This window comes from Micromonospora sp. NPDC047738 (assembly GCF_040642675.1).
Lineage (GTDB): Bacteria > Actinomycetota > Actinomycetes > Mycobacteriales > Micromonosporaceae > Micromonospora.
Window position 1 is genome coordinate 216,720 of sequence record NZ_JBEYSO010000006.1, and the last position, 18,676, is coordinate 235,395.

The window sequence follows — 18,676 nt, forward strand, 5'->3', positions numbered from 1 at the left end:
TCATCGTGGCGTACGGGTTGCCTCCGGCGGCGGCGCAACAAGCCGGAGTGGGGCCGCTGCTGTGCGCATCTTCCTCACCAACTCTAGGAGTCGGGCCGCGGCATCTTCGGCTGACTCGTGCTCCCAGATCCGCACGACCGTCCAGCCCTCATCCTCGAGTTTGCGGGTGGTCTCGCGGTCTCGCTCACGATTCTTCAAGATCTTCGCCTCCCACCACGCCGCATTGGCCTTCGGCCAAGTTGCGTGTTGAGGGCAGCCATGCCAGAAGCAACCGTCCACGAACACGGCCAACCTGATCCGGGTGAAGGCGATGTCGATCGTCCGTCGACGCAAGCCAGTGACCGGCATGCAGATCCGATACCGTAACCCTGCGCGATGCAGGGATCGACGGATCGCAAGCTCGGGCCGCGTGTCCTTTCGGCGCTGCCGTTGCATGCGATCACTGACGCCAGCTGAGCTCGGCACGGGAATGTCGGGCACAGCCCTCAGCGTAGTGATGTGATCAAATCCGATGGTTGCCGGGATCTCTGGCTCCTCTTCCACTCGCTGCTCGAGCACTGTATGGGCATCCACGAGGTTCGAGACCAGCTCGGTACTCACGGCCGAGAGGATCACGCATCGGGCCGTGGGTACTGAGCGGTTAGCGTGGATCCAGTGTGGCGGCAATATGCTCTGCCAGACCTGCGGCCAGCTCAACCGGCACGGCGTTGCCAATCTGTCGGGCTATCTGGATCTTGGTGCCGCACCACTTAAAGTCATCCTGAAAGCCCTGAAGTAACGCGGCTTCATGGTGGCTCAAAGCTCGGTGTTCCTCGGGGTGCAGGTAGCGGCCTTTCTCGGGCTTGAAGAACTCCGTCCTGATGGTGACTGAAGGCCGATCCCAGCGAAGGCGCGCAAACACGTCCATGCCGTCGGTCCGTCCCACCCAGCATGGCGGAAGGAGATGTTGTGGGACGCTGCGCCGATCCCCCTCCGGTGGGATCCACTTCATGCGCTCGACCGAGATATCCGAATATCGCCGTGCAAAATCGAGGGCCGATGCCTTGAAAACCCCTGGCACCTCCTGATCGAAGAACCTGTCCATGTCGTCCGGAAGCTCTGTGTTGTCCGGGATGACGGAGTGGCGTAGGTCCCAGATTGCGTCGCGTACGGTTCTCCACTCTTCTCGTGGTACTTTCCCGGTCGGCACAAGTATCTGCGGATAGTCTTTGCGGGTCCCAATAACGATGAATCTGCGGCGTAGTTGTGCTGCTCCGAAACTGGCGGCGACAATAGTTTTGAAGCTCAACGTATAGTCGCTCAGCGCCCCGCCAGGCCACGTCTCTTTCCAAAAACTGTGGAATTGGCTGGAGCGTTCGAACTGTGGGACGTTCTCGAGTAGGAACGCTGCGGGCTTGATCTTCACTAGGGCCTGGAAATACTGTCGCCACATGGAGTTGCGCGGATCGCCGATATCGCGCTTGCCCAAACTGGAGAATCCCTGACAAGGGGGGCCGCCGATTACGACCTCAGCCGCCGGTAGATCTTTCTTGACCCATTCAGCGATATCCCCGCAGTAGATGTTTTCCTCGCCGAAATTCGCTGCATAAGTGGAGGCAGCGGCGAGATCGAATTCGACGGCCCCTACCGACCGGTACCGGCCGGTGCTATGGAAGCCTGCCGTCAGGCCGCCGCAACCGGCGAAGAGGTCGACGACTCGAAGCTTGTCCGCCTCGCCTTGCAACGTGTCCGACACTCTCTCCTCCTGGGCCGAAGGCGTCGTCACGCATAGACCGCCAGGGGTGATGGGGTAATGGTATTGATCAGATTGATCGCTGCCGCGGAGGCGCGCTGGCCGTAAGGTGGTGGGAGGGGGGAGCGGTTCCAACGGCCTCTTCCTTCTCGACCAGGGGATCCAGACGCGTTGCGTCGACCGTACAAGCCGCCTGCGACGTCCCTCGACCGCTGGTTCGTGCGTGGCTTGTAACCAGGAGGACGAGGAGACCTGCGGTCCAGCAGCGTAGCTGAAGTTGCTTCGCGTCTTGCTGGTGGGGATGCTGCCAACGAGTCAGACCTTCTCCGTCTCACTCGCAGACGTCGCTGGGATTGCGAGGAGCGCGGACGAAGGGCCTGAGAGCTACCGAGCTGCCTGGCGCCCTTCTCTGGCCCAACGGCTCCAGGAGAGTGGGGCGTAGCGGTTTGCCTGGAGACTGTCCAGCTCTGGATTACGGCGATCGTCGATCCAGCGCATGTCGATCGCGTCGCCGTTGTCGGAAACGTCTATTACGGAGATTTCCAGAGCCAGGTTTGGGAAGCTGCCGCCGGTGGCATCGTCCGTCTGTACGACGGGCTCGAGACGCCGGATCACGCCGACGCCGCAAAACTGTACGTGTCCCTTCGGGAGGGTCTGCCCGTCCCGTTCTACGGTCACCGAGCGGAACAGCGAGAGCGGTGGCGCGAGGAGCCGGTCCTCTACGCAACTCGCTGTATAGAGGGGCCAGGCGTCGAGCAGCAGTTTGTTGCCTGCGGTGGAGCCGAACGAACCTGGAGTATCTGCTTTGTGGTCTCCGTAGTAGCGAACACGGCTGTGGTCTAGGTCGAACTCATCGAACCAAGGGTTAGTTGCATGGCCGGCCTTCCATGGGCTGGACCGCAAGGCAACGACCGGCCGTCGTGCACCGTCCGGCCCCTGAACGGTTGCAGGCGCATTGATTCCTCGCTCCAGCTGGAGGCGTGGCAGGCTCCTGCATGACGACGACATCACGAAGTAGTAGTTGAGGTAGCCGTCCAGCCTCTCCTCAAGCGGGCTGGCGTCACGCGCATAGCGGAGGATTTCGTTCGTCCGGACGATGCGGGGCTTCATGATCGCATCCTGCCATCTTTGAACTGCACGTAGACAGGCCCAACCGGCCATGCGAACCAGTACGCTCAGCTGCCACGGCAGCGGCAAGGGTTGCATCAGCCGTTGGCGTGGCTGACCGGTTGGGGCGCCGCAGCCAGGGATGCTTACCGCGACGCCTTTCGTATCCCGGCTTGGTGGTTGAGCTCTGCAAACGGCTTCCATCGGGCGTCGCGGTTGCCGTCTTTGATCGAGCGCAGACGAGCGTTGAATTCCGCTCGGACGTCAGCAGAGCTTTGGAGCAGTGGAACCGCAGCGGAGATCATCTTCAGTTCCCGCGCGTCCCGCAGCAGGGGCCAGTCCGTGTCGTTGGTGACGTCGTAGCCGTAGGCGGCGGCGAGGGCGGCCTGTGCGCCGCGTCGGCCGAAGCGCGTTTCGCCGATGGCTACCGCGACCAGGTCGACCTGCCACGGGCCGAGGCACGTGGCGTCGAAGTCGCAAAGCACCACCTGCCCGGTCTCCTTCCGGAGCAGGTTGCCCACGTGGGCGTCGCCGTGGACGAGCCACGGGCCGGCCCGCTGCTGAAGGGCGGCGACGGGGGCGTGTAGGCGGTCGCACCAGGCAAGCAGAAACTGCCTGTCCCTGTCGCTCAGCCCCTCCTCGTCGGCGATGCGGGACCGAGCGTCGCCGATGGGGTCCCAAGGCGGCAGGAGCGTTGGCAGGGGACGACGACTGTGGAAGTCGCGTAGGACGGCTCCGAGGTCATCCACTTTCGGGCTCGGTGCGGCTGGCGGGACGTACTTCCAGACGGAGGCCAGGAAGTTACCGGCCCGTAGAGGCTGGTCGACGTCGGGCGCGAGACGGATGGTCGGCGCGTTGACCTGCTCGAACCACCGCCCGAGCTCAATCACCTTGTACACCCGGTCTGTCAGTCGACGGGATCTGGCCAGGCGGATGACGATGCCAGCCGACGGCAGCGCGAACACCGCGTTGTTGGTTAGGCGAAGCAGGCGGGCGTCATCAGCAGGCGCCCTCAACTGACCAGCGACCTGATGCATGGCCGCCGTCATGACCTCTTCTGTGAAGCGACCTGTCCCGGTCATGCCGACTGAGGCTCCAAGGTTGTGAGCTCTCTGGCGAAGGCAGCAACGGCAGAATTTGGCCGATGCTTGACCAGATCACGGTGCAGGTTGCGCACGCGGTCGACCGTTCGTCGGGACGTAAGGCTGCCGGCGCGCTTGATGACACGACGGCCGACAACAATCGCCTGGTCGGGGTCATCGGCGAGGAACAACGCACTGCAGAGGCCTACTTCGTTGAGCACCAGGCTGCGCACGTTCTGCGGGCCGAACGCGGCAACTGCCTCCCGAACCCAGCGCACCGCCTCCGGCGCATACCTGCTGTCAGTCCGTGCCAGATCCCGATAGACGCGGCCGTACTGGGCCAGCAGTTCACCTCGGTCGTAGAAGAGCATCCACTCCGGCTCCTGGTCCACGACGACCCGGTCGAACGCGTCGGTCGACCTTCCGAGCGTGGTCAGGGCGTCTCGGCGCTCGCCGAGGGCGGCGAGAGATGCAGCCTCCGCGCCGTACAGCATCGCCGAGACAGCGGGTGTGGCTGCGGAGCCGAGCTGGAGCCGGGCGAGCTGCAGGGTGGCGAGCGCGTCGCGATTGTGGCGCTGGTGCTGCAGCTGCCGTGCCTGGCAGTAGCGGACTCGCGCCGTGAGCAGTACGTCATCGGCCGCCAACGCGGCGCGCTCGGCGGCGACGAAATGCCGCTGCGCGTGGTCGTGCAGTCCCGCGTCGAGAGCCGTCCAGCCGGCCAGTTGGCGGACCGCTGCGACTGATGCGACGAGCTGGGGTGCCAGCGCCTCAGGGTGCGACCAGTCGAGCAGGCCGTATACCGACTGGGCGAAGCGGTCGACCTCCCGATAGAGCAGCCCGCCACCGCACTCGTAGTCCACCGACCGATACAGCTCAAGGACAGCGTTGAGTCGCACGATGTCCGCTGAGCCGAGCCGACGGGGACGGGGGACCGCGACGGTGCCCAGCAGACCAGCGCCTGCGGCGACAGCCGCTATACCGGCCAGCAAGGCCCGCCGGCCTTCGTCAGTTGCCATTGGCTGATCCAGATCAGGAGGAGTGTTTTCGGCGGGTTGTGGAGGCGGGACGGGGAGCCGCCCGGGAAGCGTGAACCAGAGCCGAGACGCCGGGATCCCCAGCAGCGTTGCCCAGTGGGTCAGCCGATCCAGGTGCACGAGCGGCGGCCCGTTCTCCACCCGGCTGAGCTGCGCCTGCGTGATCCCCAGCCACCCCGCCACCACGGTCTGCGGCAGCGGGTTTCGCCCGTGATACGGGTGGTACCGGTACGCCCGGATCACCCGCCCGAGGTGCCGCTCCGCGAGCGCCTGGCGTACCGGCCCGTGCTCCCAGAAGCTCGCCGGCACGGCGGGCGGGCTGCTCAGGCGGTCACGTTCGGCGGCCTGGCAGGGCGCGCAGCGTCCGCTGTCGTTGTCGCGCGCCAGGCGTCCGCCACAGCGGGGGCAGTTCGCACGTGTCACCGGCAACCTCGCCATTCGCGGGTGGCTATGTCGATGGTGCTCAGTCGAGCCTATCCATTCAAACCGTTCTGCAGGGTCGCGGTATACGCGCCGCGCATATCGACGATTCTCGCAGCGTCATGCTGTCCGCAGCCGGTACTGCGCAGCCTGCTTGTAACGCAACCTCCCGCTGACGGAAGGAGCAGGATGCTCACCATCGACCAGGTCAGCACTGGTCGCGCACTCGTCCCCGACGAGCTGTTCGCCCAGCTGACCGCCCGCATCGCCCACGACCATCCCGAGCTGGCCGCTGACCTGCCGGCCAGGATCATGGACCAGGCGCTCGCCTTCCTCGCCGCCTGCGCCACCGCCACCGAACCGCTCGGTCCGAGCGACCTGGTGGATGTCGGTTGGCACACGTTCATCCTGCACACCCGCCAATACGCCGACTTCTGCCAGCGCGTCGCCGGACGGTTCATTCACCATCAGCCCGACCCGCCGTCCGAGGAAACCGGCCCGTCGGTCCCGGAACCGCTCGGGGTGCCGATCTCCCGAGCGGTCGCCGCGATCCGTGCCGCCGGACTCGCCATCGACCAGGAGCTGTGGGTCGGAGCGGCGGAATGCCAGTCGAAGTGCAACCAGTGCCACGCCGGCTGCCACGACAGTCCGACACGCTGACACCTCCCACGGCGGTTCCAGGCATACGCTGTCTGGGACCGCCGTTCTGGAAGGCTCACGAATGCCGCGCCGCCATCACTGGCACGACCTCTCTGTCTTCGTGCGACGTGAGGTTGAGCGGCACGCCGGCAAGGTCCGTCATGCCGAGTCGCTGTCCGACGGCGCGGCCTGCGAACTTGCCGTAACCCTTTACACCTCCGCCGGGCGCGTCTTCTGTAAGGGCGGCCAGGCGAACGGACCAGGTGCCTGGCTCTACCGCAAGGAAGCCCGGATCAACCCCTGGCTTCCGGACGCGGCACCTCGGCTTTACTGGACCGTTGAGCGGGACGGGTGGCTTGTGCTCGGCTTCGAGCACGCGCCCGGCCGCCACCCGTGCCTGGAACCCGGTTCCCCGGACCTCGACACCGTCGCCGACCTGCTGGCCGCGCTCGCCCGGGAGCTGACGCCCTGCCCGCCAGTCGAGGTGCAGCCGTTCCGTGAACGTTGGCGCGGGCTCATCGCCCCCGAACTGGTCGACGGGGACACCCTGCTCCACACCGACATGACGCCCCGGAACTTCCTGCTCGGCGACCGCCTTCGGCTGGTCGACTGGTCCGCCCCCTGCCGTGGCGCCGCCTGGATCGACACCGCCTTCATGCTGGTCCGCCTCATCCGCGCCGGCCACAGCCCGGCCGACGCCGAGCGATGGGCCGTCCGAATCCCTGCCTTCGCGGAAGCCGACGGGGAGGCAATTACCGCCTTCACCGACGCCATGGTCCGCCTCTGGGGCCGGATGCAGCGCAGCGCTCCGGCACCGCACCGCGGGCCGCTCCTCGACGCCGCCCGTCAGTGGCACGCCCACCGCCTGAGCCGGCAGCCCGCCTCAGCCTGACCGCGTCACCATCCGTATACGCATGGTGCATGCCGTTCACGATCATGTCGGCATACCCGCATGCCTGAACCACAGCGAGATTGGGCGCATGGCCCGGGGCGGGTGCTGGGCTCCGGCGTACCGCGTCCCCCGATCGCGGATCTGCTGTCCCCGCCCGCCCCGGTGCCGCTCCACGCACCACGACGCCGGAGGCGCCCACCGATGTCCGCCGTACTCGCTGACTTCCCCGTCCTCACCCCGGTCACCGACGAGGACCTGTCCGTCGCCACGCTGGCGGTCCGCGTCCACGCGCCGGAGCCTTGGCCGCACGGCCTGCTCTGCCGCAGCGAACGCGTCCCGTACCCGTGCCGCCTGGCCCGCTGGGGCCACGCCACCCTTGACGCCGCCGGCCTCACCGCCGAGCAGCTGGCCGCGGGCCTCATCGGCGATCAGCGTGAAGCCGAGGAGCAGGGCGAGGCCAAGGACCAGATCCGATGACCGAGCCGGAAGCGCGCGAGGCGGTCGCCCGCTGGCTGAGCCTGGTGGCGGCGGACGCGGAGCTGTCCCCGTACCTGATCGGAATGGACTGGGACCGGCTGAAGGCGCACCCGGCGCGGTCGCTGACCAGCGCGACCGGCGTCGAGGTTGAGCCTGAGATCCCGCGTCTGGGCTGGTCGGAGGCGCAGCACCGGCGCGCGGTCGACTACCTGCTCGGGGTCCTGGAAAGGCACAACGAGCGGAGCGTCGCGAGCTTCTGGGAGGCGGTGGAGGACCGCTGCCCGGGCCTGCTGCCCGAACGGGAGGCCCCGCTGCTCCATGCCGCGCTGCACCAGCTCGTGAGCAGAGCTGACGACCGCCCCAACAGGTTGGCGCTGCTGGCGGTGCTCGGCCGCGCGTACCGTCGCTATGGCCTGCGCCCGGCGCACGCCGCCGTCATCGACCACGCGCTACACACCAAGGTGCCCTGGCAAAAGATCGAGCGGGCCGCCGGGCGGATGGGCGATGGCCCGGCCTGGTGGCCGGCCGAGGTCATCGGCCATGACCGGGCCTGCGATGGGGTCGCCATCCTGACGGTACGACCGTGGCGGCGGCTGTCGTTCCGGCCCGGCCAGGCGGTGTCGGTGTGCTCGCCGCGCCGGCCTGGCCGGTGGCGCTGGCTCTGCCCGGCGAACGCGCCGCGCCCGGACGGCACCGTCGAGCTGCACGTCCGTGCGGTCCCCGGCGGCGCCGTCTCCACCAGCCTGGTCCACGAGGTACGCCCCGGCGAGCTGCTCCACCTCGGCCCGCCCGTCGACACCGGGCTGAGCCTGGTCGACGGTGACCTGCTGCTGGTGGCCGGCGGCACCGGGCTGGCGCCGCTGCGTGCCCTGGTCGAGCAGGTCGCCGCCGTCCCGGGCGGTCGGCGGGTGGCTCTGGTCGTCGGGGCCCGCTCGGTGGAGAGCCTGTACGACGCGGTCACCCTCGACAAGCTGCGCCACGACTGGCTGACCATCGTGCCGGCGTTCTCCCACGATGATCTGGCCGAGCCGGGGGAGCGGGGCGACGCGCTCACCGTCGCCCTCGACCACCTGCGCCCCGACCAAGCGGTGTACGTGTGCGGGCCGCCGGCGATGCTGGCCGGGTCGCGGCTGCGGCTGCTCGCCGCCGGGGTGCCCGCCGAGCGGATCCACCTGCCGGAACGGATCCCGTGGCGATGACCGTCTATCGCAGCCGCCACGCGTTGGACGGGCCGCTCACCCCGGACCGGATCGTTGCCGTGCCGATCCCGCTGACCCGCCGGGGCCGGCGAGGCTACCGGGTCGACGAGGTCGACGCGCTGTTGCACCGACTCGCCTACGAGCTGAGAGTACGGTCCCGGGAGCGGGACGAGGCCCGCGCCGAGAATCGGCGCATCAAGGACGCCCTGCGGAGGTGGCAGTCGGCCGAGGCGACGCGGAGGCTCGAGGCGCCCTCCCCGTCCACAGCGCGGGCTGGACCAAGAGAATAAAAATACGACAGGATCGATGGTCCATAGTTGATACACCCGTGGGGAGTGTTCTAGTGGATCAGGGCGAAGAGATCGGCCTGGCAGCCGCGCTCGGTGCGATCAGGAGCGAGCTGTCCCGGGCGATGGCGGCGGCCAGGGCCGAGGACGGGCCGGTGCGACTGGAGGTCACCTCGCTCGAACTCGAACTGCAGACCACCCTGACCCGGTCCGGTGACCTCGACGGCGCGATCCGGGTCCATGTGATCTCGGCCGGAGCGAAGCGTTCGCACTCGCAGAGTGAAGTGCAGACGCTCAAGATCCAGCTCGACGCTCGGACCGCCGAGGGCCGCCCGGTGCAGACCAGCGACCAGCTGCGCCGGCTGCCCCGGTAAGAGCGTGGATCCCTCGCCCAGCGGGCTGAACCCGCGCCGGGTGGCACGGGTTCTGGGCCGCACCCCCGACACGGAGGATATCGAGCTAGCCACCGGCTACCGCATCTCCCATCACCTCGTGCTCACTGCCGCCCACGCCACCAACCGGCCCCAACTGAGCGTGGACCTCGCCGGTGACGGCCGCTACCGGGACGTCGTCCGCGTCTGGCACGACAGCGCCCTCGACCTCGCCCTCCTGCGCTTCACCAAGCCGCCACCCGATCCGGTGCCTCCGGTGCGGTTGGGCCGGGTAAACCGAAACGCCGTGACGGTCGTGAGCGGCGACGCCCTCGGCTACCCCAAGCATCTCGACATCAACGCGGGATCGGACGACTATCTGCGGGGCCGAGCCCACGAGCCGTGCGAGATCCGGACCGCGGAGACAGGCGAGCCGGGCACCCTGCGGGTCCGGTTGGCCAGCACCCCCACCCCGTCGCCGGACCCCGAGGACAGCCCCTGGAAGGGGATGTCCGGCGCCGCCTTGATCACCAGAGCGTCCGGACTGCTGGTCGGCGTGTTCGCGAGCCACCTGGCCGCGTCCGGCGTCAGCACGCACGAGGTCATCGAGCTGGCGGCGGTCAACGACCCGAGCTGGGAGCGCCTGCTCGCCGAGGAGGGCATCCGCCCCCAGCCCTGGCCGGTCCCACCCGACAACTGGAACCAGCTCCGCCGGGACCTGGAGCCGCACTGGATCCACGCGGACTCCCTGGCGGCCAAAGGTGAAGGGCCGGCCGGTCCGGTCACCTTTGTCGACCCGGGCGACCACCCGAGCAAGCCGGACCGGATCCTGGCCACCCTCGCCGCGTGTGCCGACGGACGCCAGCCCGCCAGCGGCGTACTGATCCACGGGCGGCCGGGCACCGGCAAGAGCCGCCTCTGCCTCGAGGTCGCGGCCCTCGCCGACCAGCGGGACTGGTTCGTGGTCCATCTGCTGCGCGGCAAACCGGTGGACCTGGCCTGGGAGAGTGTCCGGGGGATGACGCGACGGGTGCTGATCGTCGTGGACGACATCCGGTCCAGCACGGAGACGGCCGACGACAACCTGTATGAGATCCAGCAGGACGCACTGTCCAGGGGCCTCCAGCTGGCGGTGCTGACCACCGCGCCGACCCGGGAGACGGAGAGCTGGCCGCCCCAGCTCTGGGACAGCTTCGAGCGGGTCCCGATCCGCGACGACGACCAGTACCACCGGCTGATCCTCGACGAGGTGGTCCTTGCGCTCGCCCCCCACGCCGTCGAGCGAGCCGGGCTGTCGCATGTCACGCGGATCAGCGCCGGCGTGCCGGCGGTCGCCGCCCTGCTCGCCCGGTGGTACGACGCGCAGGCCAAAGCCGGCCGGGACATTCGTGCCGCGGTCCCGGTGGGCGCGGCCGGCATCAGTGGCTGGCTACGGCGGGTGCTGGACAGCGAGGAGTTGTCGATGCGCCGCTCGGGTCCGTCCCGCCCGCTGGGCGACCCCGACGGCCGGCTCTTCGCTGTCGCCTACGCGGCCGCCACCACCCCCCGGCCGCTGCCCGAGATGCTGACCTACCTCCAAGTCGAAGACGAGATCCGTACCGCGGACGGGTTCGTGTGGTCACCCCAGGAACTGATCGACACCCTGTGCCGGGCCGGAATCCTGACCCAGGGCCCGGACGGACTGCGGGTGACCCACCACCTCCTCGCCGACGAGATCCTGCATCAGGTGCTCTTCGAGCCCAACTCGTCGGCGCTGCGCCGCAAATGGCTGCCCAAGCTCCTGGACAGCGGGTTCGGTGGGCACCGGGCGCTGGCCAACCTCGTCCGTGCCGTGGACCGGCTGCGCGAGGCCGTCGACCGCGAAGCGGCGGAGGCACTCGCCGCCGGGGTGGACCGGTGGTGTGAGCAGACGGCCACGGGTCTCGGGCGGTACCTCGCCGACGAACCCGACGGCGACACGTTGCGGCTGCTGCTGCGACGCGCCACCTGGGTGCCGGCGGTGCGCCGGTTGGCGGACCGGATCGCCAGGCCCTGGCTCGAGCGGAACGACGACCAGCCGGGGGCCAGGGAGACGTACGTGGCAGCGGCGCTCGACCTGGCACCGGACGTGGTGTATCCGCCGCTGCTCGCCTGGCTCAGCCGACACGGCACGCTCCTCTCCGCCGGCGCCGTCTTCCATCGGATCAAGGTGCCCAGTGACGTCGATCCGGCCGTGCGCCTGCGCATGGCCGAGTACGGCGTCGACTGGCTCGCCCAGCACGCCGACGAACGCGAAGCCTCCCGGGTTCTGCAGCCCCTGCTCGAACTCGGCCGAGGAATCGGCCTGCCACCCGGCCACCCGGCCGCCCGCCCGCTGGCCGCGGCAGCGCTGCGCTGGCTACGACGTCATCCGGCCGACCCCTGGACTGGTTACGTGGCCAGTCGGCTGGTGCTGCGTCCCGAGCTCACCGGGGAGGCTCTCGCCCGCACGGCCCGGTACCTGCTGGACACGGTCGCCCAGCGCGCCCCGCACGAGGCGAGCTTCTCCTACGGGCCCGTGCTCCAGCGCCACCGCAGGCGCCGGGACCTGCCGCCATCCCTGTTCAGGGACGCCGTGAAGGATTCCCTGGAGTGGCTGGCGCACCCCGCCGGCCACGGCCTGCAGCCTGGGGCATCGTATGTCCTGAAGCGGCTGATCGCTCCCGACCTGCCCGGCCGTAACGACCTGCCCCGTGCGGTCCACCTGGCGCTGCGGTGGCTGGAGCACAACGACGACTCGCCGGAGGCGGGGCAGCTACTGGAACGCCTGCTCACCTTCGCGCGGGAGGAGACCCGCGCCGACATCCGCCTCACCGCCGAGGAACGCGACGCGCTCGCGCGGCGCACCACCGCCTGGTTGGCCGCCCCTGCCGCGTTGACGTACAAGCGCACGAGCGTGCTGGGCGCGCTGCTGCACTCCGGGCTGCTCACCGAGCCCGACCAGTTCGAGCGATACGCCAAGCAGGCGCTGGTGCTCTGCGACCGGCATCTCGACGACAGCGTCGCCCGCGATCTGCTGGTGCCGCTGCTGAACCACGAGGCGCTTGCCCCCGACACCCGGATGCTCGTCATGGGGCTGCTGGCCGAGTTGATCCGGCGCCACCCCATCGGCGAACACACGAGCTATCCGCTCACCTCTGTCTTGCGGCGGGCGGACCTCGCCGTCGAGGAGTACCGGTGGGCGCTCGACGCCACCCTCGGATGGCTGGAGGCGCACCCGAGGCAAGCCAGCGCCCATCGTCTCCTCGGCTCCGCTCTGGGGAATCGCTGGGCGGCCCCGGAAGACCGGCAGACGCTCGCCGAGCGCGCAGTGGGGGCGCTCTCCGGCGAACTGTTGGCGACGGAGCGGGAGCACCGGGTGGTCAAGCATCTGCTGGCACACCGCGTCGAGGTGCAAGCTGCCTGGAACCGGTTCGTCGCCAGGTCGTGCGTCGTCCTCGGGGATTCCGGAATGCCGGCGGGGGCGAAACGGGCGCTGCGCCTGATGCTCAAGGGCTGCGGGCCGATCAGCGAAACCATCGCCGAGGAGCTGCAATTGACGTGCGTCGCCTGGTGCGCTGCGAACAGCCGTACGCGGGACGCCACCGAACTGCTCGGCACCGTGCTCGGCAGCCGCATCCTGCCGGACTCCGTGCGACGGGAGGCATCACGGGTGGCGGTCGAATGGATCAGACGCGACAGTTTGGACGACCCGGGCCTCGGCAAGCTGCTCGCCGAACTCTTCCGTCAGGGCGAACTGCCGGATCCGGCGGTCGAGGACGCGGCGGTGAGCCTTGCCCTCGACATACTGGGTCGGGAAAGACCCAACACCTACTATCTCCCGCTGTTGCGCCAGGTCGCGGAGCGGCTGGCGGTGGAGGGAACAGGCACGCGTTTCGTCCCGGAGTACACCGAGCGGACGCTGCGATACCTGGACGCGTGGCTGAACGGGAACCCGGACGCCCATCCCCGTACCCGCGAGGCCGTGACTGCCCGCCGGCTCCGGTTGTCGCAGACGCCGCCGGTACCGCGCCAGCGCCAACGCGGCACCGAGCACCACCGACCGTCGGGGCGCTGAGGGCCTCCCCGGCGGCAGGGCAGCGACATCGAATCGCCTCCCGCGGCAGTCGTCGTCGGTCCTATTTCGCGCATGGTTGGACTTGATCTCCAGGACTGTTCATCCGATGCTCGCATTTCAGGCGTGGCATGTCGTGGAGGAACCGGCCGAAGGGTGAAAGAGGGCGATGAAGCTGTCGCGGAAGAGAAGTCAAGCGATCCTGACGGCTGTGGCGGCGTCTGCCCTGCTGTTGGGCAATGCGCAGTCGGCGTCCGCGATGGGAGGCTTCAGCCCCACCTCGCCGATCACTGCGACCCCGATCAACCAGAACACCCAGCAGATCGCGCCCGGCGTGGTGCAGAGCGACTACATCTTCAACGACCGGGACGGTCAGCGGATGGAGTCCCACGTCCTGGACATCGACATGCCGAAACGCCCTGAGCTGACCATCGAGGCGGGCCTGCCCAACGACGGGAAGGGCACTCTTTGGTACGGCATGCAGCCGATGAGCAAGCAGGCCGCGGCGGCCACGCGTCCCGGCCACCAGGTCATCGCCGCGATCAACGCCGACTACTACAACATGTCTGACGGCTACCCACTGGGTGTGGTCGTAAAGGACGGCACCGTCCTCAAGGGCGACATGGCCGCCAACTGGTTCTTCTTCGGCATGAAGAAGGACGGCAGCTACCTGATGGGTGACCGCGCCCTGTTCAACCAGGTCAAGAACGACCTGCAACAGGCACTGTCCGGTGACGCGCAGGTCATCAAGAACGGTGCCCGCGACGAGAACCAGATCGCCACCAAGGGCGCCCCCAACAACCTCGACCCGCGTATCGGCATCGGCGTCAGGCGCGACGGCACCATCTTCTTCGCCGAGATCGACGGCCGCCAGACCGGTTTCAGCCGCGGCCTGACCATGTCGGACTTCGCCGACTACATGCTGTCCCTGGGCGCCTACAACGCGATCCACCTCGACAGCGGCGGCAGCGCGACCTTCACCACCAGGACGCCGGGCACCGACACCGTCCAGGTGGTCAACCGCCCCTCCGACGGCGAGGAACGCCCGGTCGCCAACGGGTTCCTACTGGTCTCCTCCGCGCCGATGACCCACGAGTTCGCGACTGCCGCTGTCGCCCCCAACGGGATGACCGTCACGCCGAACTCGACCGTGCAGTTCTCGGCCAAGGGACAGGACGCCACCGGTGCCTCGGCGCCCGTGCCGGCATCCGGGCTGACCTGGAGCCTGGCGGATCCCACGTTCGGCACAATCGACGCCAACGGGCTGTTCACCTCGACCGGCAAGCAGGGCCAGACGCAGGCAATCCTGTCCCACAACGGAAAGCAGGTCGGCTCGGCCTGGGTCGAGGTCGCAGCGCCGGACACGCTCGCCTTCGAGCAGACAGAGATCAGCCTCGACTACGGCGCGGTCAAGCCGTTCGGGCTGACCGCCCGCTACCAGGGCCGTGACGTGCGGCTCAAGCCCGGCGACATCACCTGGGGCGGTATCCCTGACGGGATGGGCACGATGGATGACGCGAACGTCTTCCACGCCGCGTCGTCGGGCAGCTTCGACACCCAGGTCACCGCGACCCTCACCGGGAGCGACGTGCAGGCGTCGGTCCACGTGCTGTTGGGCCAGCTACCCGTCGTCCTGTACGACTTCGAGGACGGCATCGGCGACTGGAAGGCCGGCACGGCAGGACGCGGCGAGATCAGCCAGCTGCACTGGAACACCTACCCAGATGACCTGACCCGGTTCGGCGACCATGCGCTACAGGTGAACTTTGACTTCACCAAGGGCCAGCTGAATGCCACCCTCGGCGCCTACGCCGGGCCCGAGTCCAGCAAGCCCATCCCGGGACGCCCGAAGGCGATCGGCGCCTGGGTGTACGGAACACCCGAGGCCCAGAGTTACTGGCTGCGCTGCTACATCTACGACGCCAAGGGCCAGTTCCAGCCGATCAACTTCACCACCCAGACCGAGGGCATCGACTGGCTGGGCTGGAAGTACGTCGAGGCGGAGATCCCCGACGGCCTGGTCGGCCCGTTCACCACCTTCCCCAACCAGATGTTCCGCATCATGTCGCTGAAGTCGGGGATGCCGGGCGGCAACCCGCTGCGAAAGGGGTTCGTGGCGATCGACAACGTGCGGGTCACCTACGGCGCGTCCGTTGACGACATGTTCCCGCCGACCGTGCACGCCCTCAACATCGACGGCAAGACCTTCACAAACTCGCAGGTGGAGATCTCGACGTCCTTCGCCGAGAACACCACCGACAAGTACGCCACCGGGATCAACTACGACCGGGTGCGGATGTGGGTCGATGGCACCGAGTACACCAACGCCGAGGGTGTCTACGCACTCAACAAGGGCCTCAACACCGTCGCCTTGTCGCACCTGAGCTTCGCCGACGGTATCCACCGGGTCGACGCCAGCGTCCAGGACAACTTCGGCAACGAAACCCTCAAGACCGGGTACTTCACGGTGAAGACCGGTTCGGGCACCTCGGTCAGGCTGTCCTCCCCGGACGCCGTCGCGAACCTCGGCGGGACCTACCGGCTCCACCTCACCACCACCGACGCCGCCGATGTCACCGGCGTCGACACGAAGATCCGGATCGGCAAGGACTTCCCGGTGACGGGGGTCGACTTCGCCGCGTCGGCGTCGGGCAGCACCTGGGCCTACGACGCTGGCACCGGTGTCCTCACCTTGCATGTGGTGAACTCGAACGCCGCGGCTGGGCCCGCGACGCTGGCGACCATCAACGTGTCGGTGACCGGCGCCGTGGCACCCGGAACCAAGCTGGGCTGGGAAGTCACGGGCTCGACAATCAGGTATGCCAGCGACCGGCCGGCGAAGTTCGCCCCCACCTTCTCGGAGCGGCCAGCGTCCGTCGATGTCGTGGCAGCGCTGAAGCTGGCAGCAAACAGCACCCTGGTCGGACGGCCGGGGAAGGTGACCGTGACCGATGCCGCCGGCAAGCCGGTCGCCGGTGCCACGGTGACGATGCTGGTGGCTGGCAAGGCGACCAAGCTGGGCACCACGGGTGCTGACGGCGTGCTGACCTCGGCGCAGCTGACCGACACGGTGAAGAAGTACGACCTGTTCGCCCAGACCGAGCAGGGCAGGTCATTTGCGATCACCACGCAGTCGTTCACGCCCCTGAAGCAGCAGACGCCGAGCAACATCATGGCCGGCGCGAGCGCCGACCCGGCGACCACCAAGACCATCACCTGGATGTCGAACCCGCTGACCTCCACCGACGCCGCAGTGCTGCAGGTCGCCACGAAGGCCGCCTACCAGGCTGGCGGCGAGGCCGCGTTCACCAGCTTCAACGGCACCGCCAAGGAGCTGACCTACGCCGGCTACGAGGACATCGCCCAGAACGGCGTCGTGCGCTCCAACTCGGCCACGGCCACCAAGCTGACCCCCGGAACCCACTACGTGTACCGGGTCGGCGACGGCGCCAGCTGGTCGGGCGTGCGCGAGTTCACCACGTCCAGCGACGCAACCGACTTCACCTTCAACGTGTTCGGCGACACCCAGTCGCCAGACCGCGCCGGCCTGGCCGAGTTCGACAAGATCCTGACCTCGATCGAGGGGCAGGCGAAGCTGCCGGACTTCACGATGCACGTGGGTGACTTCACCGATGACGCCGGCAAGTTCGCCCAGATGGACGCCATCGCAGGCATGCTCAGCGACCACGAGAAGATCGGGTCCACCGACATGATCCGGGTACTGGGCAACCACGAGTACATGGGCGACGACGGGTCCAAGGCTGTACGCATCTTCGGGCAGCCCAACAACGGGTCGACGGCAAACCCGGACGGCACCTACTCGATGGACTACCGCAACATGCACGTCGCGGTGATCGGATGGACCGACGACGCGGCAACGCTGAAGGCCGAGCTGGACTGGCTGAAGCAGGACATGACCGCCTCCGACAAGCTGTGGAAGGTCGTGATCACCCACCAGCCGCCGTACGCGACCAACCCGGACGACTCCGACCTGTTCCGCAAGGACCTGCCGAAGGCCGCCGACGAGCTGGGAATCGACCTGGTCTTCTCCGGGCACGACCACGCCTACGGCCGGACCGACCCGCTGAAGGCGGGCGTGAAGACCGACGGCGGCACCGTGTACGTGGTGACCGGAACGACCGGGCCCAAGCACTACTCGGCCGAAAATGACGGCACCTTCGCAGTGATGGACGACGGCCAGTTCGCCATGTACATCACCGTCGAGGTCACAGGCGGCAAGCTGTCGCTGACCGCGAAGCGGGCCGATGAGTCGATCATCGACCAGTACAGCCTCGTCAAGGACATCGACGCGCCCGTGATCACCGTGTCCGGCGTCGCTGACCACGGGGTCTACAACCACGCGGTAAGCCCAGTGGTGAAGGTGACCGATGCCCACGCCGACACCACCACGGTGACCCTGAACGGACGCCCCTACGACGGTCGCCCAATTGAGGCGGACGGGCACTACGACTTCAAGGTCGTCGCGGTTGACAAGGCGGGAAACCGATCGGAGTCGTCGGTGACGTTCGTCGTGGATCGGACGGCACCGGTCACCACGGTGAACGGCATCACCGACGGTCAGGTAGTGAAGCTGAACCAGGCCGTGCCGGTGACGTGGAGCGCCAGTGACGCGACCTCCGGGGTCGCCGAGTCCCGAGGGGACGTGGCCAGTGGCGAACAGCTCGACACCACGACGCCAGGACTGCACACCGTTCGCTTCAGCGCCACCGACCGTGCCGGAAACACGGCAACAGTGACGATCAGCTACCGGGTCGAGTACGTGCTCGGCGACATCGAGGGCCCGCTGAGCGACACAAGCGCCCCGTTCAACGCCGGCCGGGTGATCCCGGTGAAGTTCGTCCTGACCGATGCCGCCGGCAAGCCCGTGTTGGACGCCGCCCCGCGCGTCTTCATCGCACCCGTCACCGATGGGCAGGTGGGTCCGGAGACGCCGGCAACCTCAGCGTCCGGCAACGATGCCAACCACATGCGTCTGGCCGAGACCAGTGGCCTGTACGCGTACAACTGGAGCACGAAGGGGCTTGCCGCGGGAGACTACCGGGTCCGGATCGACCTGGGCGATAGGGCCGTGCACACGGTGACGGTGCGGCTGCAGTAGGACAGCTGGCCACCGCTGCCCCGATCGTCGGTAGCTAACCGCCACTCAGGGGTTGGCATGCCGCCGGGCTCGGACCGCGCGTCACCGCGCGTCCGAGCCCGGCGGCAATGGCGGGTCTGCGCCGAGTGTGGCGGTATTCAGCCATGGCCGGCATCCGCCCCACTCGGTCCGTTGATCCTGCCCCGGCCCAACTGCGAGATTGGCCAGGCGGCTCAGGTGTTCTCGTGTCTGCGGGCTTGGCCGCG

General features: G+C 68.2%; 13 protein-coding genes. 8 read left to right on the forward strand and 5 right to left on the reverse strand.

Features of this window, described 5'->3' with window-relative positions:
• The 5 genes from ABZ783_RS13030 to ABZ783_RS13050 form a co-directional block, all read right to left on the reverse strand.
• Positions 1–600, reverse strand: coding sequence for a very short patch repair endonuclease (locus tag ABZ783_RS13030; protein WP_357436950.1), 600 nt, complete (start codon positions 598–600; stop codon positions 1–3).
• Between the two features lie 40 nt (positions 601–640).
• Entirely contained in the window at positions 641–1,735 is a 1,095-nt protein-coding gene (locus tag ABZ783_RS13035; RefSeq protein ID WP_357436953.1) for a DNA cytosine methyltransferase, read from the reverse strand.
• A gap of 381 nt (positions 1,736–2,116) precedes the next feature.
• Positions 2,117–2,842, reverse strand: coding sequence for a hypothetical protein (locus ABZ783_RS13040; protein WP_357436956.1), 726 nt, complete (start codon positions 2,840–2,842; stop codon positions 2,117–2,119).
• Positions 2,843–2,985: 143 nt separating this feature from the next.
• Positions 2,986–3,921, reverse strand: coding sequence for a phosphotransferase (locus ABZ783_RS13045; protein ID WP_357436959.1), 936 nt, complete (start codon positions 3,919–3,921; stop codon positions 2,986–2,988).
• Positions 3,918–5,378 carry an XRE family transcriptional regulator gene (locus ABZ783_RS13050; RefSeq protein WP_357436962.1) on the reverse strand — a complete coding sequence of 487 codons (1,461 nt, stop codon included), beginning with the start codon at positions 5,376–5,378 and terminating at the stop codon, positions 3,918–3,920. Before ABZ783_RS13050 ends, ABZ783_RS13045 begins: the two co-directional genes overlap by 4 nt.
• A 186-nt stretch (positions 5,379–5,564) precedes the next feature.
• Between ABZ783_RS13050 and ABZ783_RS13055 the strand changes: the two genes are divergently transcribed.
• The 8 genes from ABZ783_RS13055 to ABZ783_RS13090 all read left to right on the forward strand — a co-directional run bounded on the left by ABZ783_RS13055 (position 5,565) and on the right by ABZ783_RS13090 (position 18,431).
• Complete coding sequence (locus tag ABZ783_RS13055; RefSeq protein ID WP_357436965.1) at positions 5,565–6,035, forward strand: hypothetical protein; 471 nt, start codon at positions 5,565–5,567, stop codon at positions 6,033–6,035.
• Between the two features lie 100 nt (positions 6,036–6,135).
• Positions 6,136–6,906: a hypothetical protein gene (locus tag ABZ783_RS13060; protein ID WP_357436968.1), complete on the forward strand. Its 771-nt coding sequence runs from the start codon at positions 6,136–6,138 to the stop codon at positions 6,904–6,906.
• Between the two features lie 201 nt (positions 6,907–7,107).
• Positions 7,108–7,383, forward strand: coding sequence for a hypothetical protein (locus ABZ783_RS13065; protein WP_357436970.1), 276 nt, complete (start codon positions 7,108–7,110; stop codon positions 7,381–7,383).
• Positions 7,380–8,582: an FAD-binding oxidoreductase gene (locus ABZ783_RS13070; RefSeq protein WP_357436973.1), complete on the forward strand. Its 1,203-nt coding sequence runs from the start codon at positions 7,380–7,382 to the stop codon at positions 8,580–8,582. Before ABZ783_RS13065 ends, ABZ783_RS13070 begins: the two co-directional genes overlap by 4 nt.
• A complete protein-coding gene (locus ABZ783_RS13075; protein ID WP_357436976.1) occupies positions 8,579–8,872 on the forward strand; it encodes a hypothetical protein in 294 nt (97 codons plus the stop codon). The genes ABZ783_RS13070 and ABZ783_RS13075 overlap by 4 nt, the downstream gene beginning before the upstream one ends.
• A gap of 53 nt (positions 8,873–8,925) precedes the next feature.
• Positions 8,926–9,243: a trypco2 family protein gene (locus tag ABZ783_RS13080; RefSeq protein ID WP_357436979.1), complete on the forward strand. Its 318-nt coding sequence runs from the start codon at positions 8,926–8,928 to the stop codon at positions 9,241–9,243.
• Positions 9,244–9,283: 40 nt separating this feature from the next.
• On the forward strand, positions 9,284–13,315 hold the full coding sequence (locus tag ABZ783_RS13085) for a trypsin-like peptidase domain-containing protein (RefSeq protein WP_357436981.1): 4,032 nt from the start codon (positions 9,284–9,286) through the stop codon (positions 13,313–13,315).
• Between the two features lie 208 nt (positions 13,316–13,523).
• Entirely contained in the window at positions 13,524–18,431 is a 4,908-nt protein-coding gene (locus ABZ783_RS13090) for a phosphodiester glycosidase family protein (protein WP_357436983.1), read from the forward strand.
• Positions 18,432–18,676: the final 245 nt, after the last annotated feature.

Bases quoted from the DNA above. Each gene is read 5' to 3' on its own strand.
- ABZ783_RS13045 (WP_357436959.1), bottom strand. From the start codon at position 3,921: ATGACCGGGACAGGTCGCTTCACAGAAGAGGTCATGACGGCGGCCATG.
- ABZ783_RS13070 (WP_357436973.1), top strand. From the start codon at position 7,380: ATGACCGAGCCGGAAGCGCGCGAGGCGGTCGCCCGCTGGCTGAGCCTG.
- ABZ783_RS13040 (WP_357436956.1), bottom strand. From the start codon at position 2,842: ATGAAGCCCCGCATCGTCCGGACGAACGAAATCCTCCGCTATGCGCGT.
- ABZ783_RS13055 (WP_357436965.1), top strand. From the start codon at position 5,565: ATGCTCACCATCGACCAGGTCAGCACTGGTCGCGCACTCGTCCCCGAC.
- ABZ783_RS13075 (WP_357436976.1), top strand. From the start codon at position 8,579: ATGACCGTCTATCGCAGCCGCCACGCGTTGGACGGGCCGCTCACCCCG.
- ABZ783_RS13065 (WP_357436970.1), top strand. From the start codon at position 7,108: ATGTCCGCCGTACTCGCTGACTTCCCCGTCCTCACCCCGGTCACCGAC.